Here is a 16,887-nt window from a genome sequence, read left to right as displayed (position 1 = left end):
CGCTCAAACCATAGCGACCGGCGTGACTGGCGAGCCAACGGCACCTGGAAGTCTTAATGGCGGCGCCGTCAGCAAAAAACGACTACGCCCTTTTGCCTGCAGGTACTCAGCCAACTCAGTAAGGTACCAGAGCTCACCCAAATGAATGCCTAGCTTGAACAGGCAATGCTCATGCAGCGGCAACGCCGCACAACACCCCTCGGTTTCACGCGCAGGGTAAGCTTCTACCGCATAATTATCAGCAATCAGCACACTCAGACCAGAGTCCGTAATCCATTGCAGCAGTGCTGGATCACGCCCGTCGAGCACCGCGCAGCTTGAGGCCAGGCGCTGTGCATCAGGCTTGCCGTCCATTTCCAGAATAACGTCGGCGAATCCGGTGTAGAGACAAACCATGTCGCCGGGCTCGATAACGACCTCATCAGCAGCACAAATCGCCATCAACCGCGCATGATCCACCAGGACCCGCTCACGACCGCAATGGCGAGCCAGGTTAATCAGCACCGCACGCCCACTAACGGCCGTCTCAGCCATTTTCTCAATACCCAGACGCCTGGCGTTCACCCCTTCCAGTGCATCATCGCAACCAGCGGGCCCCTGCACGTCGGGGCCAGCGCGCCAACCGTTGTAGTAAAGCGGCTCAGCCACACCGTCGCCGTCGGCATCAAACAGGCCACCAACATGGGAAAGTGCATCCCACTGGGTGGAGTACTGAGTGAACAACAGCACCGCGTCATCACTCACCACGTCAGTGAATGCAGGATTAAGGCGGTTGAGTTCAAAGTTGTAGTTTAGTTTACCCTCGCGCCCGGAAGTAAAACGACGCGGTGGGTAGCGAAACCGATTGAGCGCATTGCCACCCGGCAAATCGAGCGGCAGGCTGAGGCAGAAACTACGCCCTTCCTGCACTTGCGCCACACCCTGCAGCACTTTTTCGGGCGTCAGCAGATTGAGCCTGCCCAGCTCGTCATCTACGCCAAAGTCACCCCAGTTCGAGCCTTGTGGTCGATTTTTCCAACGCATCGGATGCCTCCTGTTATTATTTTGTTCGACTACCTTGCCATGCAGCGAGGGCGCCCGGCAGTAGGTGGCGCCGTGAATTAGTTCGCGTGTTGGCCCACCATAACCAGCGCAGTGCCGCCAGCACTCGCGCTAGGGCGCGCAGCATGCTTTATACTTGCGCCTGATCTTTTCTGGAGCTTTGGCCCTACTATGGATTGGCTACAAGTTTTCGTCCTGGCAATCGTTCAGGGCATTACCGAATTTCTTCCGGTTTCCAGCTCAGCACACCTGATTCTGGTACCTATTTTGACCGACTGGCCGGATCAGGGGCTGGCCTTCGATGTCGCCCTGCATTTAGGCAGCCTCTCCGCCGTACTCATTTATTTTCGGCGGGACATCTTCAGCATGACGGTCAGCTGGGGCCGCTCGCTAAAGACTCACCAGCTGGATGCGGATGGCAAGCTGGCCTGGGCGGTTATTCTTGGCACCATTCCGGTAGGCCTTGCGGGGTTGCTGCTCAAGGATACGATCGAGACCGTATTGCGTTCGCCTATTTATCTCTCCGTCGGGCTGATCGTATTCGGCTTACTACTAAGCTGGGCGGACTGGCGCCACAAGGGCAAGCGAACCGAGTATCAGATGAACTGGAAAGATGTGCTGCTAATAGGCTGTGCGCAGGCCGTCGCGCTGTTTCCCGGTACATCTCGTTCGGGTATTACCATGACCGCCGCGCTAATGCTGGGCCTGAGCCGGGAGGCCTCGGCGCGCTTCTCCTTTCTATTGTCGATTCCGGTCATTGTGCTGGCCTGCGGCCTGGAGACCCTGGAGCTGATCAAGGCTGAGGTGCCGATCGATGTCGCCGCCATGCTAGGCGGTGTAGTCTTGTCAGGTATCAGCGCCTACCTGTGTATCCATTACTTTCTGGCTTTTATTACACGTATCGGCATGCAGCCTTTTGTGATCTATCGGATAGTTCTGGGTATCGCGCTGCTTTGGATCTTCCTTTAAGCCGCAGGGCGCTCAACCACGCAAGGTGCTCAGTTTAAGTAGCACCCGGCCTGGCTCGGTAGCCACCAGGCCGCGCGAAGCGAGGCAGGTATCGCGTAGCCAGGAATGACGGGGCAACGGCACTCTGTTGGCGTCTTCGGCGAGCGGCGAAAGCGCCTCAAAGGCACCCTGCAGTACCAGCAGTTCGCCACCCACCTGAGCAGGAAGCTCGAGCGCAGCACCAGCAGCACAATCAACCAGTAGCGTAAGCTCGTCGCCATGGCTATGCAGCAGGCTCTGCTGCTGGCTGGGCAGCACCTGCCATTGCTGCTGCTCCGGCCTTAAACGAATACACTGCCTGTCATCTGCAGCAAACTGATTGAGCTTCACGAAAAGCAAACACCCCTGCGCGGAAAATGGACTGTGCCGAGAGCCAGCCGGGCTGCGTAAATAACTGCCAGCTGGGTAATCGCCGCTCTCATCGCTGAACACACCCGACAACACCAGTATTTCCTCCCCTTGGGGATGCAGATGCTGAGGGAAATGCGCACCAGGCAGATATTCCACCAAGCTGGTTACCTGCCCACTCTCCGGCGCTTCACGCTCCAGCGGCCAGCGCCGCACCGGTGCCTGAGCAGCTGTTAGCCATAACTGCTCCCCCGGCCGCACGCATACCGGCAATTGGCGATCCATATTCAACGCTTTGAAAACAGACATCAGAGCTCTACCGCCATCAGTATTTTCTCCACTTCAACAGCAGGTAATGGTTGGTTGTAAAGATAGCCTTGTCCTGCGTCGCAACCAAACTCACGTAGCAGGTCTTCCTGAGCCTGCGTCTCTATACCTTCGGCAATAGTGGCCAACTGCAGGCTTTTTCCCAAGCCAATAATAGTGCGGGCCATCGCACTGTCACTCTCGCTTCCGGGCAAATCACTGATAAAGCCGCGATCAATTTTCAGCTTGTTAACGGGCATCCGCTTGAGTCGCAACAGCGAGGAATAGCCGGTACCAAAATCGTCAATCGCCAGCCGTACACCCAGCTCTGACAGTTGGTCCAGCAGACTCACACTCAAGTCACCATAATGCATCACCTCGTCCTCGGTGACCTCCAACTCAAGGTAGTGTGCATCCAGATTGCTATTTGCCAGCGCACTGCGCGCACTGCTCAACACATCACCGCGCTCCATCCAGTAGCCGGACATATTTACCGCCATTGTGCGCAGCGGATAACCAGCATCCAGCCACTGGCGCATCTGCGCGCAGGCCTGGTGCAATACAAACTCGTCGATTTCCCCCATCAACCCGGCATGCCGGGCGACAGGCAGAAATTCGTCCGGTGGGATGACGCCATGTTCCGGATGCTCCCAGCGGACCAAAGCCTCCATGCCGATCCATTGCCCGCTGCGTAGATCTTTCTGCAGCTGGTAATAAACGCGCAACTGATGTTGTTGCAACGCGAGATGCAGCTCGGTCTCCAGGTTCATTCGCCGCCGCGCCTGCTCAGTCAACTCCTGAGTATAAAATGCATAGCTGTTGCGGCCCCGGCTCTTGGCCAGCGATACCGCTGAGTCAGCATTTTTTAGCAACTCCGCCCCATCATTTCCGTCAGACGGAAACAGGCTCAGCCCGATACTGGCCGTCATATGAATAAGCTGACCATTCAGCTCAAATGGCTCCAGCAAAAGCTGCTGGATGCGCTCGGCCAACTTGCTCAGATCATCGAAACCAACGGGTCGCTCGACCAGCAAGGCAAACTCGTCACCACTGAGCCGCGAGAGCGTATCAGCGTCTTCACACACCTGCTGAACCCGCTCGGCGACCCGCTGCAGCATCTCGTCACCCAAACTGTGCCCCAGGCTGTCGTTGATGCCCTTGAAACGGTCAAGGTCGATAAAGATCAAACCCAAGGTCGTAATATGCCGACTTGCACGCACTATCGCGGTGTTCAGGCGCTCATTGAACAACAGCCTGTTAGGCAACTTGGTCAAAGGGTCGTGGTGTGCCAGATAATCGATCTCCTGCTGACTGCGCTTGATCATGCTGATGTCGGCAAACACGGCGACGTAGTGGGTCAGCGTGCCCATGTGGTCTTTCACCGCAATAATATTTTGCCATTGAGGATAAATCTCACCGTCCTTGCGGCGATTCCAGATTTCTCCCGACCAACGCCCGGTCGCCATGATCTGTTGCCACATGCGGCGGTAAAACTCGGTATCGTGACGTCCCGAGGCCAGCAAGTTCGGGGAGCGGCCGATCACATCCACCGGCTGATAGCCGGTTATCTGACAAAAGGCATTATTGACGTCAATGATGTTCTGCTCAGCGTCACAGATCAGCATACCCTCGCTGGTACAGTCGAACATCACCCCAGCCTGTAACAAACGCTGCTCACGCCTCACCTGCTCGCTGATATCACGCAGTATTCCAACCAGGCGCACAGCGCGCCCTTGCTGGTTGCGGACCGCCTGCCCGCTGACTTGCACCCACACAAGATCCGCGTGCTGGCCAACAACCCGATAGGTTAGCTCCAAGCGTTCGGTCTTTCCGCGCAGGTGTGCGATAAACGCGGCTCTCAACGGCTCCTTATCGTCGGGGTGCAAATACTCAAGCCACTGCTGTGCTATTCCTTCCGGTCGTTCGGCGGTAATGCCTAATAACTCGCGACAACGAGCAGACAAGTAAAACGCATCGTCGACCAGATCCCAATCCCAGACCCCGTCGTTGCCGCCGGCCAGTGCCAGATTGAAGCGCTCATCATTTTTGCGCAAAGCGAGCTCCTGCTGTCGACGCCCGCGCAATTGATGGCGTGCAGTAAAAAACAACACAGCCGTGGTGATAAGCACAAAGGCCATACCCTTGTACGTCTGAAGCTGAAGCTGCAGCTCAGGCTCGAGCACAACCAAAGTCAGCAAATAATCACTAAACAGTACCCATGTGGTCGCCACAAGAAGGTATTTAACGGCGATTAGACACGCACTCGCACTGGAACTCATAACAGTTGCCTATCTATAACACTCAACATTTGGTTACTACGGCAGCCTCTATTCGGCGACCCGCGGTCATGTTCATTGTGCATTTGTTGGTCCATAATCAGGACGAAGGGCCCTTTAGTCCGTGTATTCTAACGAGGTAATACAGATCTATGTGGTACAACGGCTTACTCAACTTGTCCGGCTGGCAGATTCTGGCCGTAATTCTAGTTCTGACGCATATCACTATCGTCAGTGTCACCGTCTACCTGCACCGCTACTCCGCACACCGGGCGCTGGAACTGCATCCGGCGCTCAAACACTTTTTTCGCTTCTGGTTATGGCTCACCACCAGCATGAACACCCGTGAATGGACCGCTATTCACCGTAAACACCATGCCAAATGCGAGACGCCAGAAGATCCCCACAGCCCCGTTCACAAAGGACTGTCGACCGTACTGCGCAAGGGCGCAGAGCTTTATATGGAAGAGTCCAAAAACGAAGACACCCTGCGCATCTACGGCAAGAACTGCCCTGATGACTGGGTCGAGCGCAATGTCTACAGCCGCTTCCAGATCGGTGGCGTAACCCTTATGGCACTGATAGACCTCGCCCTGTTCGGCGCGCTGGGCATCACCGTGTGGGCCGTACAAATGATGTGGATCCCCGTGTTTGCTGCGGGCGTGGTCAATGGCCTTGGCCACGCTGTCGGCTACCGCAATTTCGAATGCCGTGACGCTGCCACCAATATTTCGCCCTGGGGCATCCTGATTGGCGGCGAAGAGCTGCATAACAATCACCATACCTACCCCAACTCCGCCAAGCTATCGGTGAAGAAATGGGAGTTTGATATGGGCTGGATGTGGATTCGCCTGTTCAGCCTGCTGGGGCTGGCCTCGGTGCGGCGCACCGCACCCATCGCTCACCGGGTAGAAGGCAAACAGACGCTGGACATGGATACCGCCATGGCGATCCTCAACAACCGTTTCCAGATCATGGCGCAATACCGCAAACTGGTAATCAAGCCTCTGGTGAGGCAGGAAATCGATAGGGTGGATGCCTCTGCTCGTCATCTTTTCCGCCGCGCCAAGCGCCTGCTCAGTCGCGAGCCCAGCCTGCTGGACCAGCAGCATAAAGCGCGTATCGATACCATGCTGACACATAGCCAATCACTCAAAGTTATCTACGAAAAGCGGCTGGCCTTGCAACAAATCTGGGGGCGCACCAGCGCCAACGGTCACGAGATGCTGCAGGCGCTGAAAGACTGGTGCCAACAGGCAGAAGAAAGCGGCATCAAGGCGCTACAGGAGTTTGCCGACATCCTGCGAACTTACTCGCTGAAACCCAGCGCAGCCTGAGGCTGTTGGACGCGGCTCGCCTCGAGCCGCGTTCAGCGCTAAACTGAACTTCGCGCTCAATAACTCTCTGAAAGGTAGCAACGGATGCGTGCCTTACTAGCATTCACACTCCCCCTGCTGCTCAGCCCCTGTGTTCTGGCTGGCAGCATCTATAAATACACCGACGCCAATGGTGTAACGACCTATACCGATCAGGAAGTATCGGGCGCAGAGGTTATTGTCTTCCGTGACGCCATGGTCGAGAACGTTGACCGCCAGGTGTATGTCACCAAACGCAGCCACGCTGGCGGCGAAACCCTGATTGTCCACAACGACCTCTACGCCCCGGTCGAAATCAAATTGAGCATCAGCAATGCCCAGAACGTCACCGGCGTGCCAAGCGAACCCATAACCTGGGTGATGCAGCCACGCCAGGAGCTCCGGCTGCTGACGCTACAACCTACCGGCAGTGGCCAGGTACATTACGACTACAAACTCGAGCATGCGCTAGGCGATCCGCGAGCAGAGCAATCACTGACCTATTACCCTCTGCCTTGGCGGGGTGGCCCGTTCCGCCTGACCCAGGGACCGGGCGGGCGCTATAGCCATAGCGGCGTAAAGGGACGTTTTGCCATGGATATTGCCATGCCCGAAGGGACGCCAATCGTCGCCTCGCGCAGCGGCCTGGTGGTCAAGACCGAGAACAGCCAGACAGGCCGAGGTACAAACCCGTCAGGCAACTTTGTACGCCTGCTGCATGACGATGGCACCATGAGCGTCTACCTGCACCTCAAACGCGGCTCAGTGCAGGTTAGAGAAGGCCAGCGCATCAATACCGGACAGCTACTCGCGCTGTCAGGCAATACCGGCAACAGTACCGGCCCGCACTTGCATTTTGTGGTGCAAAAGAACGTTGGCCTGCAGACCGTTTCAATACCTTTCGAGTTTGCCCAACCGGTCGACAGCCTGCCCAACTTCGCCGTAGGTGGCGAGCCCTGAGCTGCAGCAGCACAATAGTCAGTGCCTTTAACGAATCACCCACTTTTCAGCAGGCAACAAAAAACCCGCACCAGGCGGGTTTTTTGTTAGTCAGCGTCGATCTTATTTGATCTTGGCTTCCTTGTAAGGCACGTGCTTGCGTACAACCGGATCGAACTTCTTGATTTCGATCTTATCGGGAGTAGTGCGCTTGTTTTTGTCGGTAGTGTAGAAGTGACCAGTACCGGCAGTAGAAACCAAACGAATCAATTCACGCATGGAACTGCTCCTTAAACTTTTTCGCCGCGGGCGCGGATTTCAGTCAATACGACGTCGATACCGCGCTTGTCGATAATACGCATGCCCTTGGCAGACGTGCGCAGACGGACGAAACGCTTTTCCGACTCAACCCAAAAGCGATGGTGCTGCAGATTAGGCAGAAAACGACGCTTGGTTCTGTTGTTAGCGTGGGAAACATTGTTCCCAGTCACTGGACCTTTACCGGTCACCTGACATACTCGAGACATGGTTAACCCTCTCCAACCAATTGCCCAACCCAAACTGGTTGGAAGCCATAAAAGAATCTGTGATCCAGCCGGGGCAACTGGAATTATCCAGCCTGCAAATACACATTTACAGGCGCAGCCCCGAGAAGAGCGGAGCTTTATACCAAAAACGTCCGCACCAAGCAATGATTATTCACACAAATTGCAGACGAGCGGTTAGCCTACAACCTTCCGTTTTGCCCTCCAGGGCGCGCACCACGGGCTCTTCGCTTACAACAGCCCGCGTTCTGCAAAAGAGACCGGATCGCCATCGCCCACGATCAGGTGATCAAGCACGCGAATATCCAACAGCGCCAGGCTTTCCTTTAAACGACGCGTAAGCTGCAGATCAGACTGACTGGGCTCGGCCACCCCCGAGGGATGATTGTGCGTCAGTATCAATGCTGCTGCATTATGCGCCAACGCCCGCTTGATTACCTCACGCGGATAAACACTGGCACTGTCCAGCGTGCCGCGAAACAGCTCTTCAAAGGCAATGACCCGGTGCTGGTTATCCAGGAAAAGACAGGCAAAGACCTCATGCGGCAGCGCCATCAAGCGGCTCTTGAGAAACTGTCTCACCGCGCCTGGTGAGGTCAGTGCGCAACCACGCTTGAGATCCTCGAATAAATGCCGCCGCCCCATTTCCAGCACCGCCTGCAGTTGCGCATACTTGGCAGGCCCCAGCCCCGCGTGCTGACTGAACTCGCGCAGGTCGGCCTGCAAAAGCCCGCGCAGACTACCGAATCCTGCGAGCAGGTCGCGCGCTAGGTCCACGGCACTGCGGCCTGGCAGACCCGTGCGCAGGAAAATAGCCAGCAACTCGGCATCCGATAAGGCGTCAGCCCCCTGCGCCAATAACTTTTCCCGCGGCCGTTCTGCTACCGGCCAGTCTGTTATCGCCATACGTGTTTACTCCCTGGCTGCTGTACGCGTACATCCGTGGCGCGTAATTTTGCTCTCGATGGCCCACTCATAATGAGCGGACACAGGCTGTTTCAGGGTCACTCAGAACCAGCGCTGTGCTATCGTAGCGGGCATTTACCGGGCGCTCTACGGGCGTCGGCGCAGCATGAGGGGGAGTTCACAATGCAGCCGTTGATCAACAAGCAGGTAGTACTGGGTGTCAGTGGTGGCATTGCCGCTTATAAAAGCGCAGAGCTGGTCCGGCGCCTGCGTGATGCGGGCGCCGAGGTACGGGTAGTGATGACCAGGGCCGCGCGCGAGTTCATTACCCCGATGACCTTGCAGGCGCTGTCCGGCCACCCGGTGCACGGTGATCTGCTGGACCCTGAAGCGGAAGCAGCCATGGGCCATATCGAGCTGGCACGCTGGGCCGATCTGGTATTGATTGCTCCTGCCACGGCCGACCTGATGGCACGTCTGGCCCAGGGCCGTGGTGATGATTTGCTGACCACGCTAGTGCTGGCAACCGACGCCCCCATAGCGCTCGCTCCGGCGATGAATCAGGCAATGTGGCGTGACGCCGCTACCCAAGCCAACCTGGAGCTCTTGCTGGCGCGCAAGGTGCACGTATTTGGCCCCGGTAGCGGTGGACAAGCCTGCGGCGACGTCGGGCCAGGGCGCATGCTGGAGCCAACCGACATAGCAGCGCGCGCAGCCGAGTGCTTTCAGCGTGGCATTCTTAGTGGCAAGCATGTGCTGATCAATGCCGGACCGACGCGCGAAGCTATCGATCCGGTGCGCTATATATCCAACCACAGCTCCGGCAAAATGGGCTTTGCCTTGGCCGAAGCTGCCATAGAGGCAGGTGCGCGGGTCACGCTGGTAGCCGGGCCGGTCAACTTGCCGACGCCAGCGCGCGTACAACGAGTAGACGTTATCAGCGCCGAGGACATGCTGGCCGCCTGTCAGGCAGCGATGCCAGCCGATCTCTTCATTGCCTCGGCTGCCGTGGCCGACTATCGCCCTGCCAGCTGCGCCGAGCAAAAGCTGAAGAAACCCCCGGGTAGTGAAGACGGCATGACACTGACGCTGGTGCGCAATCCGGACATACTTGCAACTCTGGCAGAGCACCCGCAGCGCCCATGGACCGTGGGCTTTGCTGCCGAAACCCACGACCTGATGAGCTACGCTGCCGACAAGCTGCAGCGTAAAAAACTTGATCTGATTATCGCCAATGATGTCAGCCAGAGCGGGATCGGCTTTAATAGTGATGATAACGCCGTCACGCTGATCGACCGCGCCTTGCAAAGCGAGTCATTGCCACGCGCCAGCAAATCCAAGCTGGCACGTGAAATCATTAGCCGGATCGCCAACCTGATGGCATCAAATCACAGCAATAAGGAAACCTGATGCACGCGTTGCAAGCCAAAGTACTCGACTCTCGCCTTGGCGCTGAATGGCCGTTGCCGGCCTATGCCACCATCGGCTCAGCGGGCCTTGATCTGCGCGCCATGCTGCAGGAACCGCTGCAACTAGAGCCGGGCGAAACCCAGTTGCTACCGACCGGCCTGGCTATTCATATTGCCGATCCTGGCTTGGCAGCCATGATCCTGCCGCGCTCCGGCATGGGCCACAAGCACGGCATCGTACTGGGCAATCTGGTCGGCCTGATCGATTCCGACTACCAAGGCCAGCTCATGGTGTCTTGCTGGAATCGCAGCAGCAGCGCTTTCACCATCAATCCGGGTGAGCGTATCGCGCAGTTGGTACTGGTCCCGGTTCTGCAGGCCAAATTTGAGATTGTCGACGAGTTCGACGATAGCCAGCGCGGTGCCGGTGGCTTCGGCCACACCGGCAGTCACTGAGTCAGGCAGGCAGTTCAACTGTTGCAGGGAGGCAAGGACAATAATGAAAATGAAAAAGACTGATGCCAAGGCAGGACTACCCAACACCGTCATCCCCCTTGGCATGGCCATCGCTGGTGTTGCCGCGGGTGCTGCCATGCTGTGGTTGGCGCTGACAGGCTTCACCGCACAGCGCAACGATGAGCTGGTGGAAAGCTATGCAAAACAGCAACTGGCTGGCATCGACCAGAGCATGCAGCAGCTGCAGGCCGACCTCACCCGCTTAGCCAGCAACCCACAGTTGCAGGTCGCACTCCAGCAAGGTGGCAATCAGAGTATTGACCGCCTGCTGCGCTACCATCTGGCCAACACTCTGGCGATTTATACCTCTGCCACCGAGCAGGCGGAACTGGTGCGCAACGATACCGCACCGCTGAGCTTTGCCGCGCTTGACATGATTCGCCGAGCAGAGCGCGGACTGCCAGTCCCGCTTGAAGCGCACAATGTTGATGGCGATTGGCGCCTGTACGGCGTCAAGCCACTGCGTGCCTCCGAAAAAGCAGCGGTTGGCGGCACCCTGACCGGGGTATTTCAGCTTGACCGGGTCATCAACGGACTGCCGGCACTCGCCGACGACATCGGCCAGATAACGCTCATCCAACAATTCCCCGGCTCAGGTGAGCAAGTACTGTTTCAGCGCGGTAACGGTAGTGGCCAGGCGGTACGGTTAAGCACCAGCAACCCGGCCTGGCAAATCGAGTTCAAAGCTGGCAGCAAACTGTCACACAGTAGCGCCGACCCGCTGTTACTGGTCGGTGCTGCCCTGCTGGCACTTCTGGGTGGGCTGTTCGGCATGCTGTGGCTGCAACGCAGCTGGGTGCAGAGCCTGCGTAACGACACCCACACCCTGACTCAACTGACCCTGGGCCACAAGGCAGCGGGGGTGCAACTGAGCCCATTGGAGCCACTGGCGCAGAACATCATGCAGCTGGTAAAGCGCTCGGGGCAAACCCTGGGTGCATCAGCCAAGCGCACTGATGAGGCAGAGGTCGCCGTAGCCAAGCCGGAAAAAAAGCCCAGTGACGATTTCACCGACCCGCTTTTTCAGCCTACCGAAATACTCGATATCGATATTCTCGACGACGATCCCTTTGCCATGAACGAGGCTCCAGCGCCCGCAGCGCCCGCAGCGCCCAGCATCCCGACGCTACCCGACGAGATATTCAGAGCCTACGATATTCGCGGTGTGGTCGGTAAAAGCCTGACCGAGGAGTACGTCTACTGGCTTGGTCGCAGTATCGGTAGCGCCTCAATCGAAGCGGGTGAGCCACGCGTTATGGTCGCGCGTGATGGCAGACTGTCCGGCCCTGCACTGACCGAACAACTGATCAAGGGCCTGATGGAAAGTGGCTGCGCGATAACTGACCTGGGCATGGTGCCAACACCGGTCCTGTACTTTGCCACGCACACCACAGGCGCCACATCAGGCGTGATGCTGACCGGTAGCCACAACCCACCCGCCTACAATGGGCTGAAAATCGTGGTCGCCGGCGAAACGCTTTCGGGAGACCAAATAGGCGCTCTGAACCAAAGGCTGCGCGACAACAAGCTGCAGTCGGGATCAGGTAGACGCGAACAGCTCGACATACTCGATGACTATCAGCAGTACATCGTTGACGACGTGGTGATGGCTCGTCCACTGAAAGTGGTGGTGGATTGCGGGAATGGTGTGGGTGGCGTGATCGCACAAGCCTTGCTGGAAAGTATTGGTTGCCAGGTGGTACCGCTTTACTGCGAGGTGGACGGGCTCTTTCCGAATCACCATCCAGACCCGGGCAAACCCGAGAACCTGGTCGAACTGATCAATACTGTGAAGCGCGAAAATGCCGATCTTGGCGTCGCTTTCGACGGCGATGCCGACCGTCTCGGCTTCGTTACCGACACCGGTGAAATGATCTACCCTGACCGCCTACTGATGCTATTTGCCGAAGATATAGTCACTCGCAACCCCGGAGCCGACATCATCTTTGACGTTAAATGCACCCGCCAGCTACCCGCGCTGATCAATCGCTCTGGCGGCCGCCCTGTCATGTGGAAATCTGGCCACTCGCTGGTCAAAGCCAAGATGAAGGAAACCGGCGCGCTACTCGGCGGCGAAATGAGTGGTCACGTGTTCTTCAAGGAGCGCTGGTTTGGCTTTGATGACGGCCTGTACAGCGCCTGCCGCCTGCTCGAACTGCTGTCCATGCAGCCTGAGTCAGCGAGCGCCGTGATGGCGCGCTACCCAACCGGCATCAGCACCCCCGAGATCAATTTGACCGTAGGCGAAACGCAAAAATTTGCCATTATCAAAACACTCGCGGAGCAGGCTGATTGGGGCGACGGCAAGATAACCACACTGGATGGCATCCGGGTCGACTTCCCCCATGGCTGGGGCCTGATACGCGCTTCCAACACCACACCGATGCTGGTATTGCGCTTTGAGGCAGAACAGCAGGACGAGCTGGAACGGGTACAGCAATTATTCCGGGAGCAACTGCAGGCAGCGGCTCCCGAGGTTAACATTACATTCTGACTGAACTCAGGAGATAGCAGATCACCATGTTGAATCGCGACGCAGCCATCCAGGTATCCAAGGTACTGACCGAGGCCCTGCCTTACATCCAACGCTTTACCGGTAAAACCATCGTTATCAAGTACGGCGGAAACGCGATGGAAAGCGAAGAGCTGAAAAACAGCTTTGCGCGCGACATCGTACTAATGAAGACGGTGGGGATTAATCCGGTAGTGGTGCACGGCGGCGGTCCACAAATTGGTGACCTGCTCAAACGCCTGAATATCGAAAGCAACTTTATCGAAGGCATGCGCGTAACCGACACCCAGACCATGGACGTGGTGGAAATGGTGCTGGGCGGGCAGGTTAACAAAGATATCGTCAACCTGATCAATCAACACGGTGGCAGTGCCATCGGCCTGACCGGCAAGGATGCAGGGCTGATCAAGGCGCGTCAGCTCAAGGTGACACGCAACACCCCCGGTATGGATAAGCCGGAAATCATCGACATTGGACACGTTGGCGAGGTGGTGGAAATCAATACCAAACTGATCAACCGCCTGGTGTCAGACGACTATATCCCCGTCATCGCACCCATTGGGGTCGGCGCGGACGGTGCCTCCTACAACATCAACGCCGACCTGGTCGCCGGCAAGGTAGCAGAGGCACTGCAAGCTGAAAAACTGATGCTGCTGACCAACATTGCTGGCCTGATGGACAAGTCAGGCAAGGTCCTGACTGGCCTTAGCACCGGCCAGGTAAACGAATTGATTGCTGATGGCACCATCTACGGCGGCATGCTACCGAAAATCCGCTGCGCCCTGGATGCCGTCCAGGGTGGTGTGAGCAGCGCCATTATCGTCGACGGCCGGGTACCCAACGCAGTGCTGCTGGAAATCTTTACCGACACCGGCGTAGGCACCCTGATCACCAACCAAAAGGTAGTTTAACCCGTATGCAGTTGGCCGACTTTCACTTTGGCTGCCCGCTGCGGGTACGCTGGTCCGAGGCAGATCCGCAAGGCATCGTCTTCAACGGTCATTACCTCAATTACGCCGACGTTGGCGTGACTGAGTACTACCGCGCGCTCAATGCAGCCAATCCCGGCCGCGAAGACCTGTCCGGCAACGAGTTTTTTGCCGTCAAGACGCTACTGGAATACCGCTCATCGGCGTTCTTCGATGATTTGCTCGACGTAAGGCTGCGCGTATCGCGCCTTGGCAACAGCAGTATGAGTTTCACTCTGGGTATTTTTCGCGACGAGGAATTGCTGGTAACCGGAGAGATTGTTTACGTGCGTGCCGACCAACAAACACGCAAGCCGCTGCCGATTCCAGAGGAATTTAAAGCTGCCGTGCGCGCGTTTGAGCAGGTGGCGCCGCAAGAAACCTCTGCCGCCGAAGCTTAACAGCAATGGATTAGCGCCCCGCTGGGGCGCTAATCGTCTTCGTTAAGCAGGAACTTGAGCCGCTCGCGCTGACGATCAAACTCTGCGTTATTCTCGACGATCTCTTGCCGCTTGCGACTGATAAGCCGTTGCAGGCGTGCCGTCTCAGCATCCACGGCACTTAATTCAGCCAGCAAGTCAGAATCGACTTCGCGACCCGCCCGCTCAGCCTGAGCAGCGCGGCTTTGCAGCTCCTCGCGCTCTAATTGCAGATCGTCGATGCTCGCCTTGGACGCGGTGATCTGATTATCAATCTGCTGGAGCTGACGATTTTGCGCGCGCTCCAAATCTGCTTCGCTGCTGTACAGACGCAGCAAATTCGAATCGGCAACATCCTGTTCTTTCTGCGCTGCCAACGCCGCTCGCGTCGCTTCCCGCTCGGCAGGCGTAGGCGCCGCTGAAACCACCAGCTTCACCCTGCCCTGCGAGTCCAGCACTTCGTATCCACGACTGATAAACTGCGGCGGGACTCGGCTATCCAGCACGGTAACGCCCTTATCGTCGATATAACGATACAGGTCTGCCTGCGCCAGACTCGACCCGCAAGCGCCAAGCGCCAGCAAGGCAAAACCCATCACTCGTTTAAATGCAGGCACATCCTCGTCCTCTGCTTCGTGTTTACGCAGCCTTTACAGCTGTCTTATGGCCAATTGGCAGTATATCGGCAATCTAAACTCAGAGATTAACCTCTTCTCTTGCCTATTTATACCTGCAGCCCGCAACACGCGCGTCGGGACGGTGAAATTAAATACCGTATTCGGCGCGATAAGCCTCTACTGCGGGCAAGTGCCGCTGCAACTCGGCATCATCAGCAATAAAGCTCATCACCTGATTAAGCGATACGATACTAATCACTGGGATACCAAAGTCGCGCTCAACTTCCTGAATGGCCGACAACTCACCTTGGCCGCGTTCCTGCCGATCCAGCGCGATCATCACCGCTGCGGGTGTTGCACCTTGCGCTTCAATAATCTGCATGACCTCGCGCACGGCGGTACCGGCAGTAATGACGTCATCGATAATCAGCACCCGCCCTTCCAGCGGCGCGCCAACCAGGGTCCCGCCTTCACCGTGATCCTTGGCCTCTTTACGATTGAAGCAGTAAGGCAAGTCGCGGTCAAAGCTATCGGCCAGCGCAACTGCAGTGACGGCGGCCAGCGGGATGCCTTTGTATGCCGGCCCGAAGATCACATCAACGTCCTTCAGTTCGCTGTGAACCAGCGCCTGAGCATAAAAACGGCCAAGACGGCTAAGCGAGCCACCACTGTTAAACAGGCCAGCGTTGAAAAAATAAGGACTCTTGCGTCCAGACTTGAGGGTGAACTCACCAAAGCGCAACACCTCGCGATCCAGTGCAAATCGAATGAATTCCCGCTGATATTCGTGCATCTACACCCTCTTCGTTAACAAAAGTCAATCAAGCTCGGTTATCATACACCCACGTTTTTTGGGGGGCCATGCATGCGAATTATCAGTCTTAACGTCAACGGAGTGAAGGCCGCAGCCGAACGCGGTCTTTTTGACTGGTTGCGCACGCAGGATGCGGACGTCATCTGCTTGCAGGACATTCGAGTCACAGCCCCCGAGCTAGAGCAGGATCCCTACTGGATCGACGGTTACTGGCAGTACTGCTTTGAGGCCGAAGTTGCCAGTCAGGGTGGCGTTGCCATCTACACTCGCACCGCGCCCAAGGCAATTATCATGGGTTTGGGCTTCGAGTCCGCCGATCGTTACGGCCGCTTCATGCAGGCCGATTTCGACAAGGTCAGCATCGGCTCACTGCTGCTGCCTTCGGGCCGCGATGGTGACGCTGACCTGAACCAGAAATTCAAGTTCATGGAAGACTTCGCCAGCTACCTCAACAAGCAGCGCCGCAAGCGTCGCGAGTTCATCTACTGTGGCTCGCTCTATGTTGCCCACCTGAAGCTGGACGTAAAAAACTGGCGCGACTGCCAGCACGAGCCCGGTTTCATGGCCCCTGAGCGCGCCTGGATGGACGAGATTTACGGCAATATGGGGTATGTCGATGCAGTACGCGAAGTTACTCGAGAATCCGAGCTCTACAGCTGGTGGCCCAATAGCGAGCAAGCCGAAAACCTGAATCTGGGGCTGCGCTTCGACTACCAGTTCCTCACACCCGGCCTACGCCGGTTTGTGAAACAGGCGAAAATACCGCGCAATGCGCGCTTCTCGCAGCACGCTCCGGTAATCGTCGATTACGACTGGACGCTGACTATCTGACCCTTGCGGGTGCCACGTGCGCCCTTGCTGCAAGATTCCCAAGGGCCTTTCCGGCCAACAAAGGCAAGCAGTATGCT

General features: G+C 57.1%; 17 protein-coding genes. 9 read left to right on the top strand and 8 right to left on the bottom strand.

Translation table 11 applies throughout. The features are described from left to right. Positions 1 to 3 precede the first annotated feature (3 nt). On the bottom strand, positions 4 to 1,023 hold the full coding sequence (locus EF096_RS03100) for a cyclase family protein (RefSeq protein ID WP_123888151.1): 1,020 nt from the start codon (positions 1,021 to 1,023) through the stop codon (positions 4 to 6). Between the two features lie 189 nt (positions 1,024 to 1,212). Between EF096_RS03100 and EF096_RS03095 the strand changes: the two genes are divergently transcribed. Then, positions 1,213 to 2,010: an undecaprenyl-diphosphate phosphatase gene (locus EF096_RS03095; protein ID WP_123888150.1), complete on the top strand. Its 798-nt coding sequence runs from the start codon at positions 1,213 to 1,215 to the stop codon at positions 2,008 to 2,010. A 12-nt stretch (positions 2,011 to 2,022) separates the two neighbouring features. Here the strand turns inward: EF096_RS03095 and EF096_RS03090 are convergent, their stop codons facing one another. Then, complete coding sequence (locus EF096_RS03090) at positions 2,023 to 2,706, bottom strand: cupin domain-containing protein (protein WP_235869619.1); 684 nt, start codon at positions 2,704 to 2,706, stop codon at positions 2,023 to 2,025. Continuing rightward, a complete protein-coding gene (locus tag EF096_RS03085) occupies positions 2,706 to 4,982 on the bottom strand; it encodes a putative bifunctional diguanylate cyclase/phosphodiesterase (protein WP_123888149.1) in 2,277 nt (758 codons plus the stop codon). The genes EF096_RS03090 and EF096_RS03085 overlap by 1 nt, the downstream gene beginning before the upstream one ends. A gap of 149 nt (positions 4,983 to 5,131) precedes the next feature. On the opposite strand from EF096_RS03085, the gene desA reads away from it, so the two are divergent. Together desA and EF096_RS03075 are read left to right on the top strand one after the other, a co-directional pair. Beyond that, positions 5,132 to 6,316 carry a delta-9 fatty acid desaturase DesA gene (desA, locus tag EF096_RS03080; protein ID WP_123888148.1) on the top strand — a complete coding sequence of 395 codons (1,185 nt, stop codon included), beginning with the start codon at positions 5,132 to 5,134 and terminating at the stop codon, positions 6,314 to 6,316. 84 nt (positions 6,317 to 6,400) lie between these two features. Further along, on the top strand, positions 6,401 to 7,294 hold the full coding sequence (locus EF096_RS03075; protein WP_123888147.1) for a peptidoglycan DD-metalloendopeptidase family protein: 894 nt from the start codon (positions 6,401 to 6,403) through the stop codon (positions 7,292 to 7,294). 102 nt (positions 7,295 to 7,396) lie between these two features. Here EF096_RS03075 and rpmG read toward each other — a convergent pair whose 3' ends face one another. The 3 genes from rpmG to radC all read right to left on the bottom strand — a co-directional run bounded on the left by rpmG (position 7,397) and on the right by radC (position 8,724). Continuing rightward, a complete protein-coding gene (gene rpmG / locus EF096_RS03070; RefSeq protein WP_092287248.1) occupies positions 7,397 to 7,552 on the bottom strand; it encodes a 50S ribosomal protein L33 in 156 nt (51 codons plus the stop codon). Between the two features lie 11 nt (positions 7,553 to 7,563). Next, positions 7,564 to 7,800 (bottom strand): 50S ribosomal protein L28, encoded by a 237-nt coding sequence (gene rpmB / locus EF096_RS03065; protein ID WP_123888146.1) that lies wholly within the window; start codon positions 7,798 to 7,800, stop codon positions 7,564 to 7,566. A 249-nt stretch (positions 7,801 to 8,049) separates the two neighbouring features. Next, positions 8,050 to 8,724 carry a RadC family protein gene (gene radC, locus EF096_RS03060; protein ID WP_123888145.1) on the bottom strand — a complete coding sequence of 225 codons (675 nt, stop codon included), beginning with the start codon at positions 8,722 to 8,724 and terminating at the stop codon, positions 8,050 to 8,052. 183 nt (positions 8,725 to 8,907) lie between these two features. Here radC and coaBC point away from each other — a divergent pair, with 183 nt between their 5' ends. The 5 genes from coaBC to EF096_RS03035 are packed head-to-tail and all read left to right on the top strand — an operon-like array spanning position 8,908 to position 14,530. After that, positions 8,908 to 10,134, top strand: coding sequence for a bifunctional phosphopantothenoylcysteine decarboxylase/phosphopantothenate--cysteine ligase CoaBC (coaBC, locus tag EF096_RS03055; RefSeq protein WP_123888144.1), 1,227 nt, complete (start codon positions 8,908 to 8,910; stop codon positions 10,132 to 10,134). Next, the gene (dut, locus tag EF096_RS03050) at positions 10,134 to 10,589 is read left to right on the top strand and encodes a dUTP diphosphatase (protein WP_123888143.1); all 456 of its coding nucleotides are present in this window, start codon (positions 10,134 to 10,136) and stop codon (positions 10,587 to 10,589) included. The genes coaBC and dut overlap by 1 nt, the downstream gene beginning before the upstream one ends. Before the next feature lie 49 nt (positions 10,590 to 10,638). Continuing rightward, positions 10,639 to 13,143: a phosphomannomutase/phosphoglucomutase gene (locus EF096_RS20790; RefSeq protein ID WP_305955050.1), complete on the top strand. Its 2,505-nt coding sequence runs from the start codon at positions 10,639 to 10,641 to the stop codon at positions 13,141 to 13,143. Between the two features lie 26 nt (positions 13,144 to 13,169). After that, positions 13,170 to 14,072, top strand: a complete 903-nt coding sequence (gene argB, locus EF096_RS03040; protein ID WP_123888141.1) for an acetylglutamate kinase — start codon at positions 13,170 to 13,172, stop codon at positions 14,070 to 14,072. Positions 14,073 to 14,077: 5 nt separating this feature from the next. Next, positions 14,078 to 14,530: an acyl-CoA thioesterase gene (locus EF096_RS03035; protein ID WP_123888140.1), complete on the top strand. Its 453-nt coding sequence runs from the start codon at positions 14,078 to 14,080 to the stop codon at positions 14,528 to 14,530. Between the two features lie 29 nt (positions 14,531 to 14,559). Here the strand turns inward: EF096_RS03035 and EF096_RS03030 are convergent, their stop codons facing one another. Together EF096_RS03030 and pyrE are read right to left on the bottom strand one after the other, a co-directional pair. Continuing rightward, positions 14,560 to 15,165 carry a DUF4124 domain-containing protein gene (locus EF096_RS03030; RefSeq protein WP_123888139.1) on the bottom strand — a complete coding sequence of 202 codons (606 nt, stop codon included), beginning with the start codon at positions 15,163 to 15,165 and terminating at the stop codon, positions 14,560 to 14,562. A 148-nt stretch (positions 15,166 to 15,313) separates the two neighbouring features. Next, positions 15,314 to 15,958: an orotate phosphoribosyltransferase gene (gene pyrE / locus EF096_RS03025; RefSeq protein ID WP_123888138.1), complete on the bottom strand. Its 645-nt coding sequence runs from the start codon at positions 15,956 to 15,958 to the stop codon at positions 15,314 to 15,316. Positions 15,959 to 16,030: 72 nt separating this feature from the next. Here pyrE and EF096_RS03020 point away from each other — a divergent pair, with 72 nt between their 5' ends. Then, positions 16,031 to 16,810, top strand: a complete 780-nt coding sequence (locus EF096_RS03020) for an exodeoxyribonuclease III (RefSeq protein WP_123888137.1) — start codon at positions 16,031 to 16,033, stop codon at positions 16,808 to 16,810. Positions 16,811 to 16,887 lie beyond the last annotated feature (77 nt).

The sequence above is a fragment of the Pseudomonas neustonica genome, from assembly GCF_003797945.1.
Lineage (GTDB): Bacteria > Pseudomonadota > Gammaproteobacteria > Pseudomonadales > Pseudomonadaceae > Halopseudomonas > Halopseudomonas neustonica.
The sequence above is the reverse complement of the archived record's forward strand: the minus strand, read 5'-3'. Positions and strand labels throughout refer to the sequence as shown.